The sequence below is a fragment of the Saccharothrix sp. AJ9571 genome (assembly GCF_021725495.1).
Lineage (GTDB): Bacteria > Actinomycetota > Actinomycetes > Mycobacteriales > Pseudonocardiaceae > Amycolatopsis > Amycolatopsis magusensis.
On the sequence record NZ_CP091382.1, the window covers coordinates 4204470 to 4218714 of the forward strand.

General features: G+C 68.9%; 15 protein-coding genes, 2 tRNA genes and 1 pseudogene. 12 read left to right on the top strand and 6 right to left on the bottom strand.

The features are described from left to right. The first annotated feature begins 21 nt into the window (after positions 1-21). The 5 genes from L3Q67_RS19260 (at position 22) to L3Q67_RS19280 (ending at position 3894) form a co-directional block, all read left to right on the top strand. Positions 22-801 (top strand): HAD family hydrolase, encoded by a 780-nt coding sequence (locus L3Q67_RS19260; RefSeq protein WP_499190798.1) that lies wholly within the window; start codon positions 22-24, stop codon positions 799-801. 92 nt (positions 802-893) lie between these two features. Continuing rightward, positions 894-965 (top strand) — tRNA-Gln (locus L3Q67_RS19265). 61 nt (positions 966-1026) lie between these two features. Continuing rightward, positions 1027-1099 (top strand) — tRNA-Glu (locus L3Q67_RS19270). A gap of 221 nt (positions 1100-1320) precedes the next feature. Further along, on the top strand, positions 1321-1680 hold the full coding sequence (locus tag L3Q67_RS19275; RefSeq protein WP_499190799.1) for a hypothetical protein: 360 nt from the start codon (positions 1321-1323) through the stop codon (positions 1678-1680). Between the two features lie 99 nt (positions 1681-1779). After that, positions 1780-3894, top strand: coding sequence for a WD40 repeat domain-containing serine/threonine protein kinase (locus tag L3Q67_RS19280; RefSeq protein WP_499190800.1), 2115 nt, complete (start codon positions 1780-1782; stop codon positions 3892-3894). 188 nt (positions 3895-4082) lie between these two features. Here L3Q67_RS19280 and L3Q67_RS19285 read toward each other — a convergent pair whose 3' ends face one another. After that, positions 4083-4463, bottom strand: a complete 381-nt coding sequence (locus L3Q67_RS19285) for a VOC family protein (protein ID WP_499190801.1) — start codon at positions 4461-4463, stop codon at positions 4083-4085. Positions 4464-4592: 129 nt separating this feature from the next. Here L3Q67_RS19285 and L3Q67_RS19290 point away from each other — a divergent pair, with 129 nt between their 5' ends. From L3Q67_RS19290 to L3Q67_RS19315, 6 genes and pseudogenes are all read left to right on the top strand, one after another. After that, positions 4593-4892 (top strand): hypothetical protein, encoded by a 300-nt coding sequence (locus L3Q67_RS19290; RefSeq protein ID WP_499190802.1) that lies wholly within the window; start codon positions 4593-4595, stop codon positions 4890-4892. A gap of 70 nt (positions 4893-4962) precedes the next feature. Further along, positions 4963-5273, top strand: a pseudogene (locus L3Q67_RS19295) (CAP domain-containing protein); the annotation flags it as partial. A gap of 12 nt (positions 5274-5285) precedes the next feature. Then, entirely contained in the window at positions 5286-5408 is a 123-nt protein-coding gene (locus L3Q67_RS19300; RefSeq protein WP_499191815.1) for a hypothetical protein, read from the top strand. 152 nt (positions 5409-5560) lie between these two features. Next, on the top strand, positions 5561-6340 hold the full coding sequence (locus L3Q67_RS19305; RefSeq protein ID WP_499190803.1) for a maleylpyruvate isomerase family mycothiol-dependent enzyme: 780 nt from the start codon (positions 5561-5563) through the stop codon (positions 6338-6340). A gap of 278 nt (positions 6341-6618) precedes the next feature. Further along, a complete protein-coding gene (locus L3Q67_RS19310; protein WP_499190804.1) occupies positions 6619-7179 on the top strand; it encodes an EF-hand domain-containing protein in 561 nt (186 codons plus the stop codon). A gap of 261 nt (positions 7180-7440) precedes the next feature. Beyond that, positions 7441-7731, top strand: coding sequence for a hypothetical protein (locus tag L3Q67_RS19315; RefSeq protein ID WP_499190805.1), 291 nt, complete (start codon positions 7441-7443; stop codon positions 7729-7731). A 55-nt stretch (positions 7732-7786) separates the two neighbouring features. Here L3Q67_RS19315 and L3Q67_RS19320 read toward each other — a convergent pair whose 3' ends face one another. Further along, entirely contained in the window at positions 7787-8665 is an 879-nt protein-coding gene (locus tag L3Q67_RS19320; protein ID WP_499190806.1) for a glycoside hydrolase family 19 protein, read from the bottom strand. Positions 8666-8976: 311 nt separating this feature from the next. Between L3Q67_RS19320 and L3Q67_RS19325 the strand changes: the two genes are divergently transcribed. Further along, positions 8977-9429: a hypothetical protein gene (locus tag L3Q67_RS19325; RefSeq protein ID WP_499190807.1), complete on the top strand. Its 453-nt coding sequence runs from the start codon at positions 8977-8979 to the stop codon at positions 9427-9429. On the opposite strand, the gene L3Q67_RS19330 is transcribed toward L3Q67_RS19325, so the two are convergent. The 4 genes from L3Q67_RS19330 to L3Q67_RS19345 all read right to left on the bottom strand — a co-directional run bounded on the left by L3Q67_RS19330 (position 9404) and on the right by L3Q67_RS19345 (position 14239). Then, the gene (locus L3Q67_RS19330; protein ID WP_499190808.1) at positions 9404-9739 is read right to left on the bottom strand and encodes a hypothetical protein; all 336 of its coding nucleotides are present in this window, start codon (positions 9737-9739) and stop codon (positions 9404-9406) included. The two genes, L3Q67_RS19325 and L3Q67_RS19330, sit on opposite strands and share 26 nt — an antisense overlap. A gap of 368 nt (positions 9740-10107) precedes the next feature. Then, the gene (locus tag L3Q67_RS19335) at positions 10108-10497 is read right to left on the bottom strand and encodes a VOC family protein (protein ID WP_499190809.1); all 390 of its coding nucleotides are present in this window, start codon (positions 10495-10497) and stop codon (positions 10108-10110) included. A gap of 19 nt (positions 10498-10516) precedes the next feature. Continuing rightward, the gene (locus tag L3Q67_RS19340; RefSeq protein WP_499190810.1) at positions 10517-11926 is read right to left on the bottom strand and encodes an alpha/beta hydrolase family protein; all 1410 of its coding nucleotides are present in this window, start codon (positions 11924-11926) and stop codon (positions 10517-10519) included. 36 nt (positions 11927-11962) lie between these two features. Next, on the bottom strand, positions 11963-14239 hold the full coding sequence (locus L3Q67_RS19345; RefSeq protein WP_499190811.1) for a S9 family peptidase: 2277 nt from the start codon (positions 14237-14239) through the stop codon (positions 11963-11965). Positions 14240-14245: the final 6 nt, after the last annotated feature.

The window sequence follows — 14245 nt, forward strand, 5'->3', positions numbered from 1 at the left end:
GGCTACCCCTAGCCTCTCTGAGTGGAATTTGCGCTCGCACCCCCGAGACAGCGGGGGACAACCCCGGCTTCACCGGCCGACCCGTGGTCGGCCCCGGCCCTGCGCCTGGTCTGCCTCGACATCGACGACACCCTGATCGACTTCTCCGCGTCCAGCAGCGGCGCGCTGGCCGCCGTGCTCGGCCGCGACGACCTCTGGCCGCTGTGGGAGGCGGTGACCGACCGGCACGTCGCCATGGTGGTCGCCGGTGATCTCGACTACGCGGCGATGCACCGCACGCGTACGCAGAGCTTCCTCGCCGAGATCGGGCGGCCCGTGTGCGTGGAGGAGGCCGCGTCCTTCGAACGGCGGCGACTGGAGCTGCTGCGCCGCTCGTGGCGCCTGTTCGACGACGTGCTGCCCTGCCTGGAGTGGCTGCGGGCGGCCGGGGTCCACCTGGCCGCGGTGACCAACGCCTCGGGGGCGCACCAGCGCACCAAGCTCGCCGACCTCGGCCTCGCCCGGTTCTTCGACCACATCGCCATCGCCGGCGAGATGGGCGTCGCCAAACCCGATCCGGTGATGTTCCACACGGTCTGCCTGGCGCTGGGCTGCGACCCCGGCGAAGCGGTCCACGTCGGCGACAAACTCGACACCGACGCCATCGGCGCCAGCGACGCCGGCCTCGGCGCGGTCTGGCTCGACCGCTCGGCCTCCGGCGCCGAGGTCCCCCGCGGCGTGCATGTGCTCGAAGGGCTCGCGGAGCTGCCTGAACTGCTGGTTTGCGAGTTCGCCAGGGTCGGCGTGCCCTCCCCGCGGTGACCGTGGGTGCCCCCCGTGCAGGGCCCGCCGGGCGGTGGTCTATATTTCTTCTCGGCGGTGCGAAGCCGGTCAAGATCGGAAACGCGCCCCAATGGGGTATGGTGTAATTGGCAGCACGACTGGTTCTGGTCCAGTTAGTCTAGGTTCGAGTCCTGGTACCCCAGCTGCAAGAGGGAAAAACCGGTCTGGTAAGTTCTCTCTCGCAACAAAGCAAGGAAGTTCCTAGCCCCCGTCGTCTAGCGGCCTAGGACGCCGGCCTCTCACGCCGGTAGCGTGGGTTCGAATCCCATCGGGGGTACGTAGAGTCATCAGTCGGCCCGCCACCTTCCGAGGTGGCGGGCCGGCTGTTTTCCGCGGTCATGATGTCGAGGACCCGCTCTTTCGCCCGGATGCAAGCGGACCTCGAGCTGTGTCACGTCGAACAGGCGACGTAGGAGTTCCTGTGAAGCCTTGGCAAGGTTGAGGGCCGTCCGGGAGCGGGTACGGGAGCAGGCGCTGCACGAGGGCAAGCTCGTCTACATGGCGGTGCCGAAGATCGCGAAACCGCTGCCGTTCCACCTGCTCGACCCGGCGCAGGTCGGCGTTGAATCCGCCAGGAGCAGGCGGGCTGCCGAGGTGGCGCCGACAGTCGGTCCGGACACCATGCGCCCGGTCGACTTGGTGGTCTGCGGCTCCGAAGAGCCGATGGAACGTGCATTACGAAGTTCGAGTGACTGCCTGGGCAGAATTGCTCGACAACGTCGAGATCAGCCTCGACTTCTCATTCCGGCCGAAGACGATGATGCATCGACCGGCGAAGCGGCGGCCAGTTGCCTCCGCGGATCATTCCGCGAATCCGACCTGACCGTGCGTTCACCTCCGCTCGAACCGCGTCCTTGACGAAACCTCCATGTCGGCGACCCCGTCGTGCTCTAGCGGTGCCGGGCACCTCTTGCCACTCGGCGGCACGCGCTACGACACGGCCGTCCCGATGGCAAGATGTCCTCCGAGATCCTGGCTTCCTTCGCCGAGTTCAAGGGGCGTGACGGCGGGCTCCCAGGACATGAACACGGAGGTGCGATGAACTCCCCGCTCTGGAACGAGCCCTTGCGGCCGGGTGATCCGCGCCAGGCGGGGGCCTACCGGCTGGAGGGACGGCTGGGGGGCGGCGGAATGGGGCAGGTGTTCCTGGGCCGCTCTCCCGGCGGACGCCCGGTCGCGGTCAAGTTGGTGCGGCCTGAATTGGCCGACGATCCCGGGTTCCGGCGCCGGTTCGCACTCGAGGCCGAGGCCGCCCGCCGGGTCGGCGGGTTCTACACCGCCCAACTGGTCGACGCTGACCCCGATGCAGACCCGCCGTGGCTGGTCACCGCCTACATTCCCGGCCCCTCCTTGTCCCAGGCCGTCGAAGCGCACGGCCCGATGCCCGCGGGGGCGATCACCGTATTGGGGGCGGGGCTGGCCGAGGGGCTCGGCGCGATCCACGCGTGCGGCCTGGTGCACCGCGACCTCAAACCCTCCAACGTGATCCTCGCCGCCGACGGCCCCCGCGTCATTGACTTCGGCATCACCCGTGCCCTGGATGCCACCTCCCACACCCTCTCCCGAGCGGTGATCGGCACGCCGTCGTTCATGTCCCCGGAACAGGTACGAGGCCGCGAGATCGGCCCACTCAGCGATGTGTTCTCCCTCGGACTTGTCCTGGCGTACGCCGCCACCGGTCGCAGCCCGTTCGGCACGGGACAGGCCGAGGCGATCGTCTATCGCGTGGCCCACGACGAACCCGACCTGACCGGCCTGCCCGCCCAGCTGTCAGACCTGGTGCAGCGCTGCCTGGCCAAGGATCCCGGCGACCGCCCCAGCGTGGGCGACATCCTCCAGGAACTCACCAACCCCACCCAGACAACCACCCCGTGGCTTCCGCAGCCGATCGCGACGATGATCACCGAACGCCAAGCGCAGACCCTGCCTGGTCCGACACCTTCCTCTTCCGATCCCAGCAGGACGAGGGAGGATCCCGACCACGGTCGAACCCTGAGCACACCCGGCGACACGGAGCCTCACACGCATGAGCCGGGTAATCGGGCACCCGGCGGCACAGACACGCTCGTCAGCAGGCGCCGCCTGACCCGGCGCCTGCTCTTGGCCGGTGGCCTGGCCGCGGTGGGCGCTGTGGCCGTCCCGGTCGGCTGGAACCTGGTGTCCCACCGCAACCGGCTGACCGACGAGGACCTGTACACGGTGGCGTTCAGCCCCGACGGGCGCACCATCGCGGGAGGCAACATCCACGGTGACGGCTGGCTGTGGGCCGCCGACTCGCACGAGGTGATCGCCGACTTCTCCTCCGGCGATTCGCCCAACAGCGCCATGGCCTTCACTCCGGATGGCTCCGCACTGGTGACAACCGGCATGAAGGTGCCGCTGAGCTTCCGCGACCCTTCCACCGGGAAGGTGACGCGCTCGCTTTCCTTGCCGGTCGGAACCGCCCACACGATGGTGTTCAGCGCGGACGGAACCCGGCTGCTCGTCGCAGGAAACATTCCGGTCGGCAACCCGGAAGCCCCGGAGATCTGTGTCGTGTGGGATGTCGCAGCCGATGAGCCGAAGGGTGAACTGCCGTTCGCCACGAGGGCCAGTTCCGCAGTGAACTCGGCGGCGTTCATCGACGGCGGCTCGGTCCTGCTGGCAGGGACGGACCTCACCGAAGCCGACGGGACGGACGGATTCTGGCGCTGGAACCCCGACAGCGGTGACCTGAAGCCGCTCGGCCCCGGAGGGTACGGCTCGGCGGTGGCCACAAGCCCGAACGGAGAGCAGTACGCACTCGGCGGCGCCCACGGCTGCTCCCTGACATCCGATCAAGAAGCCGGGCTGAACACCATCAGCAACGCGGAGGTCGATGCCGTCGCCTTCAGCCCTGATGGCGCCACCTTGGCAGTGGCCGACAAGGATGGCATCCGGCTATGGGACGCCGCGACCGGTCGGGCGAAGGTGACCGTAACCGACCGCAGGGCCGCCGCACTGGCCTTCCACCCCGATGGCACCTTCCTGGTGTCAGGAGGCTGGTTCGTCGATGCCGGTGGCTGCTGGCTGTGGCCGGTTGAAGGCACGTGATCCGGTGTCAGTCTCGCCTTGAGCGACCGTTGTCGCGGCACTTCCTGGCCCTTCTGATCTTCCACTCGATCAGCTGCCAAGGAAGGACAATCTGCTGGCGGGCGCATGCCGCGACGACTGAGGCCGGGCTGGCTGTTTTCGTGGTCAGGCCGGGCCTGCGGCGGATCCACAGTGGACCCCCGCCCGGGTCACCCCGAGGGGGCCACGCTCAGGTCGACCACGCAGAACGGGTTGCCGTCCGGGTCGGCCAGTACGACGAAGTCCGGGTTCGGCGGGTAGCTGTCCCAGTCGAGCTCGGTCGCGCCCAGCTCGATCAGCCGCCGGACTTCGGCCTCCTGCTCGGCCGTGGTGTCCACGACCAGGTCCAGGTGCAGCCGCGGGTACCGCTCCACCGGCGACTCGCTGTACATCAGCCCGAGCGCGTGGCCCGAACCGTCGGCGTGGTCCAGCGTGCGCCAGGTGTCCTTGGCCCACTCCGGGTTCTCCACCAGGTTCAGCGCCGCGGTCCAGAAGGCGACGGCCCGCGGCACGTCCGTGACGCCGACGACGGGGAATCCCAACCTGAGCACGTGACCTCCCAGTTCTTGATGTAAGCGAACTGTAGTGCGCGGAAGCGGCTCAGGCGCGGGCCTCTCCCTCAAACCCACGAGGCCGCCCGCGCACGTACTGCTCGTCCACCTGCCGACAACGGGCCTCTCGTGCTCGGCCTCGCGTGCCCGCGGCTGAATTGTGGGCTGTTCGTGGGCGGTCAAGGCTCCGCGTGGGCCGACTTTTTCAGTCGGCGGGAGAAATTGACGGACCTGCCCTACGGCTACAAGTTCTTCGTCGACGACGGCTCCGGCGGACTCACCATCTTCGTCAACACCCAGACCGGCATCGACCTGACCGGTCTCACCGCCGGACGGACCGTTCAGGTCACCGGATTCAGCAGCCAGTTCGACACCCACTACGAAATCGACCCTCGATTCCAAGCCGATGTCACTCTGCGGCACCGGTGATGTGCGAAGAAGGGAAGAGGACATGAAGAACGGATTCTCCGACCAAACGAGCAAAGAATTCTTGAACAGCATGGTGGCTCGCGTGAACGAGTACCGGGCGAAGCATTCGGCCCCACCGGTGGAACTCGACACGGAGCTCGTCAACTACGCCAAGTCCCGCGCCGAACTGGTCGCGGACAAGGGCGACCTGGTCCACGACGGGCTGCAGAAGGGCTATGGGGAGAACCTCTCCTGGCAGGCTTCGTCCGGCCCGACGCAGGGCTCGGCCGAAGGGCGGCCGACAGCTGGTACAACGAGATCAAGGACTACCACTTCGACAACCTCGCCGCCAACGACTCGAACAAGATCGGCCACTTCAGCCAGCTCGTCTGGAAGGGCAGCACGAAGGTCGGCGTGGGCCGCGTGTGCGGCAAGAACGCGGACAGCCCGTGGCACGAGACCTACATCGCGCTCAACTTCTCCCCGGGCGGGAACATGGCGGGCGCGTACCAGGAGAACGTTCTCCCGCCGAAGTAACCACCGCGGGAAGCCGGAGCCCAGACCCGGCGTGGTCTGGGCTCCCTGCCCCGCACCCTATCGATCCGGAGTCGTTTCACCGCGCTACTGCCCGGTCACGGCCTGAAGGAGCAGGATCGAGGCATTCGACGGAGCACTGGGAGAGGCAGCGAATGGACACGTCCGCGTATTTGAACGCAGTGGTGGAACAGACGAGCACGCTCGCCGAGTGGGTGGACGGCAGGGACGCGGCGGCCCCGGTGCCGACATGTCCTAAATGGACGCTGACCGACCTGGTCGACCACGTCGGCGCGACGCAGCGCATGGTGACGATGCTGGTGGGTGCGCGGATGACCGACCCGAGCAGGGCGTTCGCCGGCTACACCCCGCCCCCGGCCGATTCGGCCGAATGGCGCACCTGGCTGACCGATGGCGCGGCCGAGGCGAAGCTGGCGTTCGAATCCGTCACCGACGACACGCCGGTGTGGGATCCGTCCGGCGCCGACGCGGGCGTGCCGTTCTGGTCACGCCGGCTGTTCGGCGAGATCTCCGTGCACCGCGCGGACGCGGCCGCGACGCTCGACGTGCCCTACGAACTGGCGCCGGAGCCCGCCGTCGCGGCCATCGAGGACTGGCTGGACACGCTGACTTCCCGCGGCTACTGGGAGAACCGGCCGGACTTCGCCAATGCGCTGCGTGGCAGCGGCCAGACCCTGCACTTCCACGCGACCGACGCGCCAGGGGAGTGGCTGGCCCGCCGGGAACCGGACATGGTCGCCCTGGAGCGCACGCACGCCGATGCGGACGTCACGGTCCGCGGCCCGGCCGCGGACCTCCTGCTCGTGCTCAGCCGTCGTCGCCCGCTGGGTGCGGTCACCACGCTGGAAATCCAGGGGGAGCGGGCACTGCTCGACCTCTGGATCGAGCACATGGACTGGGTCACCGACGCCTGAGCTTCTTGACCCGGTGGAGTGGGGCGTGTGCCCGGACGACGTCAGGGCCGGAGAGCGTTTTGATCGTGCAAATCAACGTGACGCGCCCACTCCCACCGCGGCGGCGAACTGCTGCGGGAGGAGTTCGCCGACCGGTCCCGGCTGGTCGGCGTCGACGGCAGCGGGAGAGTTCCACCCGGCCGAGTGACGGCCGCGACCCGGACAGCCCTATCCACGGTGTGCTGCTGGGCCGATGCTGTGTCCGGCCGGGTGTTTTTCCCACGTCCACGGAGGAAATCGTGCCGCTCAGCGAGCTGCTCAGGGCGAAGATCAACCACGGGTTCGACTACCTCGACGTCGACGGGGACGGTCTGCTCACCGAGCAGGACCACGTCCTGATGGGCCGCCGGGCGGCGGAAGCGCTGGGGCATGCGGCAGGATCGGCGGAGGAGCGGCGCATCCTGGACGCCTACCTCCGCATCTGGCACGACCTGCACCGGCCACACATCCCCGGCGGCGGTGAGGCGATCACGCGTGAGCAGTTCGTGACCTCCACCGGTTCCCTGGCCGATGATCCGCAGTCCGCACGCGAAACCGTGGGCGCGCTGGCGGAGGCTTTCCTGGCCATCGCGGACACCGACGTCGACGGCCGCGTGAGCCCGGCCGAGTTCCGGAAGTTCCACCAGGGGCACTTCCCAGGCCTTACGGACGCGGAGACGGCCGAGGCGTTCGACCACCTCGACACCGACGGCGACGGCCAGCTCACGGCGGAGGAGTTCGTCCGAGCCTGCGTGGACTACTGGACGAGCACCGACCCGGATTCCCCGGCCAACTGGTGGACCGGCTGGCCCATGAGCTGACCCGCTGCCTGTTCAGCACGAAAGGCGTTGCGGGACCGCATCAGTTCCGTCGCCTCAGTGATGCAACAATACGAACGGTCGTATGGAACCGTGATCACGGCATCTCGGACGAGTTGTCATACGACCGTTCGTATTGTTTAGGTCCGGTTGCAGGCTGAAATTGGACCGATCGAACCGCTCGTCGTCACCCGTTCGGGCAGGTGCCGTGGTTTGCCGGAATCGGCGTTCGGCTATCCCTCGCGTGCTGAGAGGAGGAACGCCATGGTCGAATATCAGATCGGGCGCCCGCTGAGCAGGGAACTCCGTTCCCGTCACGCCGCCGCCTTGCGGACCGAACGGTCGGCCAGGATTCGCGCCTGGCTCGCCGGGCACCGGGCGGCGGCCATGCTCGTGGCCGCGACGCTGGCCGCGCTGGCGGGATGGGGGCTGGCGGCCGCGCGGGACGGGGCGAATACCCAGGACCTCGTCTTCTGGGAACTGATCCTCGTACCGGCCGCAGTGCTCGCCACGTGGGTATTCCTCGCCCGCATCCGGCGCCGCGGCTCCGTTTGAACGTTCGAAGGGGCTCTTCACCGCGGTGAAGAGCCCCTTCGATTCCTGGAATGGGTCAGCAGTACAGGTTGGCGCCCGGGCTCACGCCGAGGATGCCGGTGAACTGCTGGTACTTGGTCACGCGGCTCTGCACCTGGGCGGGGTTGCCGCCGTTGCACTCGATGCTGCCGTTGATGCTGCGGATGGTCTCGCCGAAGCCGCGGCTGCCGACCATCGCGTTGTGCGGGGTCATCGTACCGGGGCCGTTCTGAGTCATCCAGTACCAGATGCCGGTCTTCCAGGCGACCGCCGCGTCGTTCTGCACCAGCCACGGGTTGGTCAGCAGCGGCAGGCCCAGTGCGTCACCGGCGGCCTTGTAGTTGAAGTTCCAGCTCAGCTGGATCGGACCGCGGCCGTAGTAGGCGGCGTTGCCGGCCGGGCAGCCGTACGACTGGCTCGTGTCGCAGTAGTGCGGGTAGTTGGCCTGGTTCTGCTCGACGATGTGGACCAGCCCGCCGGTCTCGTGGCTGACGTTCGCCAGGAAGGCCGCGGCCTCCTGCTTTTTGATGGTGTCGTTGCCGGTGCCCGCGAAGGCCGGGTACGCGCTCAGCGCCGTGACCAGGCCGTTATAGGTGTAGAAGGGGTTCCGGTTCGGGAACATCTGGTCGAACTGGGCCTGGCTGACCACGAACCCGGACGGGTCCGGCTGGCCGCCGCCGCAGGTGCCCTGGTCGGCCCAGACCTGCGCGCTGCCCGGGGTTTCATTCTGCGTCCACCACTTCGCGGACCAGTTGCGCCCGTTGTGGGAGGCGGTGTCGCCGCCCCAGTAGACCGAACTGGCGTTCCACGGGGTCACGCAGGCCGCCGCCGAAGCGGACTGGGCCGGGACGACCACGGCGATCGCGGTGACGGCAAAGGTGGCGGCGACGGCCGCGAGGAGACGTCTTAGCGACATCGATGGCTCCTTCGTGCGGGGGGACCGGAAAGGAGGGAGATTGGTCTATACCTCCAGGGGTATGGCTCACAGGTATAGACCATTGCGGGCGAGAAACCAACAGAAGGCCGGCGGAACTGCCTGTACGGCCCTGCGGTGACAGCTGAACGGCCTAACCCGTGCGCCGGGTCGCTGGCGGTGCCGGATAGGGGCGAGCTGTCGCCGGGGGTGGTCATGGTCGGCGGGTCCGGGGCATCGGATCGGAACAACGACACGTACTTCCGGCGATCCGCGAGCACCTCGTGGCCGCTGGGCGGGCGGATGTGCCGTGGGTGGTCATCAACAGCTGCCCCTGCACGACACCTGCCGTGCACGCGCTGGCCGGCGCCCTGTCGCGCGGCACACCCGGTGATCGTGACGCCGCTCCGGCCGCATACGGCGAACTCGTCGAGGCCGGTCGCCGCGGGGCTGACGTCGCCGAGGCGTCACAAATGATTCACGCCGCCCGGGTTCTGCGCGAGTATGGCGACTTCTGGGCCGAATTGGACGAGCGTCTGTGGGAATTCACGAAACGCGAGCAGGGCCACGATCCCATTCCTGACGTGCTTCGCCTGCATTGTCCGCACTTGGCGTTGTTCGGCGGATCGTGGCGAGCGGGCCACCCTGACCGTCGAAGTGCGCCGGGCGCCGGGCACCGAATCCAACTCGACGGCGGCACCCGACTGGCGCCCGGCTACCTCGAAACGCTGACCAGTTGGGTCAGGGACGGCCGTCGTCGGTGTTGATCAGGTCGCTGGCGCAGTTCTCCGGACTCTGACCTTCGGCGGTGTTCACCCCGGCGGGCAGCAGCGGGACATCGATGCCTTCCGCGACGTCGTGCACCGGGACCTGGACGATCAGCACGTTGATGTTCTGGTTGCAGAAACCGACGGCCCCCTCGACGTCGTACAGGGCGTCGACGTTGTTCGCGTTGACCAAACCGTCATTGCTGTCGTCGAAGGCGCGGGCGGTTTCCCCGCCGGCGGCGGCCACACCACCGAACACGACAACGCTCGCGGCCACCGTACCGGCGACGGCACCGATCTTCTTCAGCACGAAAGACTCCCGAACTCGAGCAAAGGTGTGATCGAATCCGCGCGGTGAACGGACGCACCGGGCGCGGAGGCTGAAAACCTATCGGAAGAAGCGAGACCGAGGCGAGGACGTTACCCCTTTCGATACCACGCCCGGGCGGCCGAACTGGAAACACCCGACTCGATCAGGTGTCGAGCCGCTGCTGCTTGGAAGGCCTATATCTGAGATGGCCGTCAGGCACGCCGCTCACGTACGAACTCCGGACCTGAGGCCAACGCCACCCGGGTGGCTCGTGTGCGGCGAGTGTGGGGTTCGACTGCGGGAGTGTGGGGTTCGGATGCCTGAGTGTGGGGTTCGGGTGTCTGGGGGTGGGGTTCGGTCGAGTGCGGTTACGCACGTGGGGCTGGGGAGAAGCTTTCGGGGGTGACCAGGCAGAAGGGGTGGCCTGCCGGGTCGGCGTATACGCGGTAGCCGATGGGCTTGTCGGAACCGTCGAGGAGGTGCCCGCCCAGGGCGAGCACCTCCTGTTCGGCGGTGTCCAGGTCGTCCACGAGGAGATCGAGGTGCAGTTGCTGCGCCGGGTCGCCGCTCACCCAGTCCGGGCGGACGTATTTCTCGGTGCGCTGCAGGGAGATGTCCGGCTGGCCGGGACCCAGTTCCAGCAGCACGCAGTCCGCGTCATCCCTGGTTCGCCTCGCGGCCAGAAGTGCCTCGTAGAAGGGCGCGAGAGCCTGGGGCTCAGGGCAGTCCACCACGACAGCGGCGAGTTTCGCGGGCATCGACCCAGTCTGCCAGGCGCTACCGGGACGGCCGGAGGAATTTCGGCGCGGTGTACCGGGTGAACGACGGCGCCACCGCCTTTGTTTCCCCGGTGAACATGTCCATCACCTGGTGGTCGTCCGGGGCGAACGTGCCCACCGCGGCGTTGAGCCCGGCCGGGTCGACGCCGGACCAGCGGCCGGTGTTCACCCGCGCCAGCAGCGCTTGCAGCGACACGATCTCTTCGGCCGCGCTGTACGAGCAGTGACCGCCGCGGGAGAGGTACGCCGAGCGCAGCCGGTCCGGATCGCCGTGTCGCCGGACCTGTTCGGCGTACCAGCGCACCTGATCGGGCACCGCGCCGCCGTCGCCGATGGTGTGCAGCGTCAGCACGGGCGACGGAGTGCTGCCCCGGACCACGGTGTGCCGGTACATGTACGCCAGCGCGCCGGGGTCGGGGGTGATCCGCGGGGCCTTCGCCAGCCGGTCGAGGTCGGCGTCGAGGTTCGCCCCGGGGGCCGCCCGGTATGCCTGCACGGCCAGGTCCCGCTGGGCCGACTGGGCGAGCAGCCGCTGGTAGTCGATGCCCACGTTCCAGGACGGGTTCCCGCCGGCCCGCCGCTCCAGGTCCTCACGGCCGACCGGGCCGATCCCGTAGACGTAGGCGGTGTCCACCCACGCCAGTTGCTGGCTGAGCCGGTCGGCCAAGTCCGTCGGCGCCGGCTGGTGCGTGGTGCTCCAGCCCGGGATGTTCGCGAGGGCACCGGCCAGCGCGAGCCGGGCCCGGCCCTGCTCGGACTTCTGCGCGTCCGCGATGACCTCGCGCAGCCGGTCCCGGCTGGCTTCCGGGTCGCGGGCCTCCACCAGGTCGATGTCGGCGCCGGGAGCCAGCAGTTCCTTGATCGCGAAGGTGATGTCCAGTGCGCTGTTCCACGTGCCGTTGCCGTCGTACTCGCCGCAGGTGGCGAGGACCCCGGCGAAACGCTCCGGGTGGCGTTCGGCGAGCCCGATGGAAACCAGCGCCCCCATCGACATACCGCTGGTGATGGTCTGGCGTGGACGTCCGATGTGGACCTCGAACCAGTCCAGCACCGCCATCTGGTCCCGCAGTGCGTCTTCGACCGCGTAGCCGACCAGGCCCTGGTAGTTGGACGCGGCCAGCGCGTAGCCGTGGTCGAGCAGCCACTGCTCGGTCCGCGGGTGGGTGGCCAGCATGACGTGCCCGGGTTCGGGCGGGTACTCGGCCAGGTAGTAGCCGTGGCTGAACAGCACCAGCGTGCCGTTCCAGCGCGCGGGCACCTTGACCCGGAACTCCGTGCCGTTGATCTCGTCGTGGTGGTCGCGGGTGCCTTCGGCGGCGCCACCGGTGGCGCCGCCGGTCAGCAAACCGGCCAGGAGCAGCACGACGAGCACCACGGCACGTCTGAGGACCACGGGGTGAGCTTTCATGTGGCGAGAATAGGTGACCAAAAGGTCACGCGTCAATCAGGCGAACATCTCGGCGAGCAGCTCGGGCCCGATGGGGATGGGCGCAGGCCGGTAGGCGGGCGGTGGGGTGCCCATCAGCTCCCGCACCAGGAAGTCCCAGCAGCGCGTGCGGACGTAGGCCAGGCAGTCGATGAACGTGTGCTCGGCTCCGGGCACGATGAGCAGCTCGAAGTCCTTGTTCGCGGCGACGAGCCGGTCGGCCAGCCCCAGGGTCTGGTGCGGGTGGACCTGGTCGTCCAGTTCGCCGTGCACGAGCAGCAGCTTGCCTGCCAGCCGGTCCGCGATGTCCACATTGGACGTGTGGGCCCAGGCGTCCCGGTTGTCCGCACCGTCGTAGGTCTCGATGAAGCCCGGGTTGAAGGTGGGGGCGTCGTGCGAGCCGGAGAGGGCGACCCCTGCCCGGTACACCTCGGGAAAGTCCAGCATCGCCCGCGCCGCGGCGAATCCGCCGCCGGAGTGGCCGAACGCCGCCACCCGGTCCAGGTCCAGCCACGGCCGGGTCTCGGCCAGCTGCCGCAGCGCGGCGACGTGGTCGGCCAGGCTGCCCGCGTCGGCCAGGTTGCCGTAGGAGGCGTCGTGGAAGGCCTTGCTCCGCCCCGGCGTGCCACGGCCGTCGACCGCGATCACGGCGAAACCGAGTGCTGCCAGGGGTTCCGCGTCGAGACCCATGCCGCCGGGGTCGAAGCCGGGGGAGACCCGTTCGACCTGCGGGCCGGGGTAGATGGTGTCCACCACCGGGTAGCGCTGCTCGGGGTCGAACCCCCGCGGCCGGTACAGCACGCCGTAGACGTCGGTCACCCCGTCGGCGGCCTTGACGCGGAAGCGCTCCGGCGGGGTCCAGCCGGTGGCGGTCAGCTTGCCGATGTCGGCGCGCTCCAGTTCGACCAGCACGCGGCCGGACCAGTCACGCACCACCGTCACCGGCGCGGTGTCCACAGTGGATGCGGAGTCCAGGAAGTACTCGTGGTGCTCCGGCAGGGTCACCACGTGGTCCAGTTCGTCGTCGGTGACCTTGGCGAAGCCGGAACCGTCCAGGCCGACCCGGCACACCGTGCGGCGGTACGGATCGGCGTCAACCAGCCCGGAGGCGGTGAAGTAGACCAACCGCTCCGCCTCGTCGACGTGCAGGATCTGCCGCACCGCCCACTGCCCGGAGGTGACCTGCCCGAGCAGTTCGCCGGTGCGCAGGTCGTACCGGTACAGGTGGCCCCAGCCGTCGCGCTGCGAGTACCACAGCACCTCGCCGTCCAGCACGCGCACGATCGGCGGCTCGAACAGCCACTGGTTGGGCTCCACCCGGGTGTCCCCGGTTTCGCTCAGCACGGTGGTCACCTCGCCGGTGGCCGGGTCGAGGCGGTGCAGGGTGAGGGTGCGCAGGTCACGGGGCTGTCCGAGGTAGTAGACCGCCGAGCTGTCCTGCGCCCACCACGCCCAGCGGAGCATGATCGGCGACACCTTCGTCGTGATCAGCGGCTCGGCCTGTGCTCGGACCACCTCGCCGTCGGCGACGTCCAGCACGACCAGTTCGGCCAGCGGCAGGTGTTCGTCGCCGGGGTAGGCGTACCGCTGGGTGTGCAGGCGCGGTGCGCCACCGTCGGCGGGCCGGGCCTCCACGAGGTGCGTCTGCCGGACCTCGCGCTCGTCGATCCGGTGCGCCAGCACCTTCTTCGAGTCGGGCGACCAGGCCACCGCGGGCGGCAGGTACGGCAGGCCGATCTTGCGCAGCAGGGTGGCGTTGCTCGTGGAGCCGGGCCCGGGGCCGTACTCGCAGGCGGGTTCGCCGTCGGTGGTCAGTGCCCACTCGCGGCCGTCGGACCGCGAGTGCGCCCACAGGTCGTGCCCTCGCCGGGACACCGCGAACTTCTGGTCGGGTGAGGCCACCTCCAGCGGGTTGCCCGGCGGCGTGAACTCGGCCCGCTCGAGGGAGTAGTCGTCCAGGCGGCAGCGCCAGTACTCGCCGAACGCGTCGAACTCCACGGTGTTCCCGGCCGGGTTGATGGCCGTGAACGGCAGGGCCTCGGGGTCGACCTGCTGCCCGGTGACGGTGGTCAGCGCGGCGGCGAGCCGGTCGTGGTCGAAGGCGGGCTCGCGGGTACCCGCCGCCGGGTCGGCCAGGACGAACCGCTTGCCGCCGCCGGTGTTGACCGCGTACCAGAAGCGGGTGCCTCCGTCGATCCACTGTGGTCTGACCTTGTCGCCGGTGACGAGCTCACCGGGTCGAGCCGGACGGCGCAGGAGTTGTTCGGCGGCTTGGTAGTCCGCTGTGGTGATCATGGCTTG

What these genes read in the sequence shown, in the direction of transcription:
- L3Q67_RS19345 (WP_499190811.1), bottom strand. Translation starts at nt 14,239, where the DNA reads ATGATCACCACAGCGGACTACCAAGCCGCCGAACAACTCCTGCGCCGT.
- L3Q67_RS19320 (WP_499190806.1), bottom strand. Translation starts at nt 8,665, where the DNA reads ATGTCGCTAAGACGTCTCCTCGCGGCCGTCGCCGCCACCTTTGCCGTC.
- L3Q67_RS19275 (WP_499190799.1), top strand. Translation starts at nt 1,321, where the DNA reads ATGGCGGTGCCGAAGATCGCGAAACCGCTGCCGTTCCACCTGCTCGAC.
- L3Q67_RS19280 (WP_499190800.1), top strand. Translation starts at nt 1,780, where the DNA reads ATGTCCTCCGAGATCCTGGCTTCCTTCGCCGAGTTCAAGGGGCGTGAC.
- L3Q67_RS19305 (WP_499190803.1), top strand. Translation starts at nt 5,561, where the DNA reads ATGGACACGTCCGCGTATTTGAACGCAGTGGTGGAACAGACGAGCACG.
- L3Q67_RS19340 (WP_499190810.1), bottom strand. Translation starts at nt 11,926, where the DNA reads ATGAAAGCTCACCCCGTGGTCCTCAGACGTGCCGTGGTGCTCGTCGTG.
- L3Q67_RS19335 (WP_499190809.1), bottom strand. Translation starts at nt 10,497, where the DNA reads ATGCCCGCGAAACTCGCCGCTGTCGTGGTGGACTGCCCTGAGCCCCAG.
- L3Q67_RS19315 (WP_499190805.1), top strand. Translation starts at nt 7,441, where the DNA reads ATGGTCGAATATCAGATCGGGCGCCCGCTGAGCAGGGAACTCCGTTCC.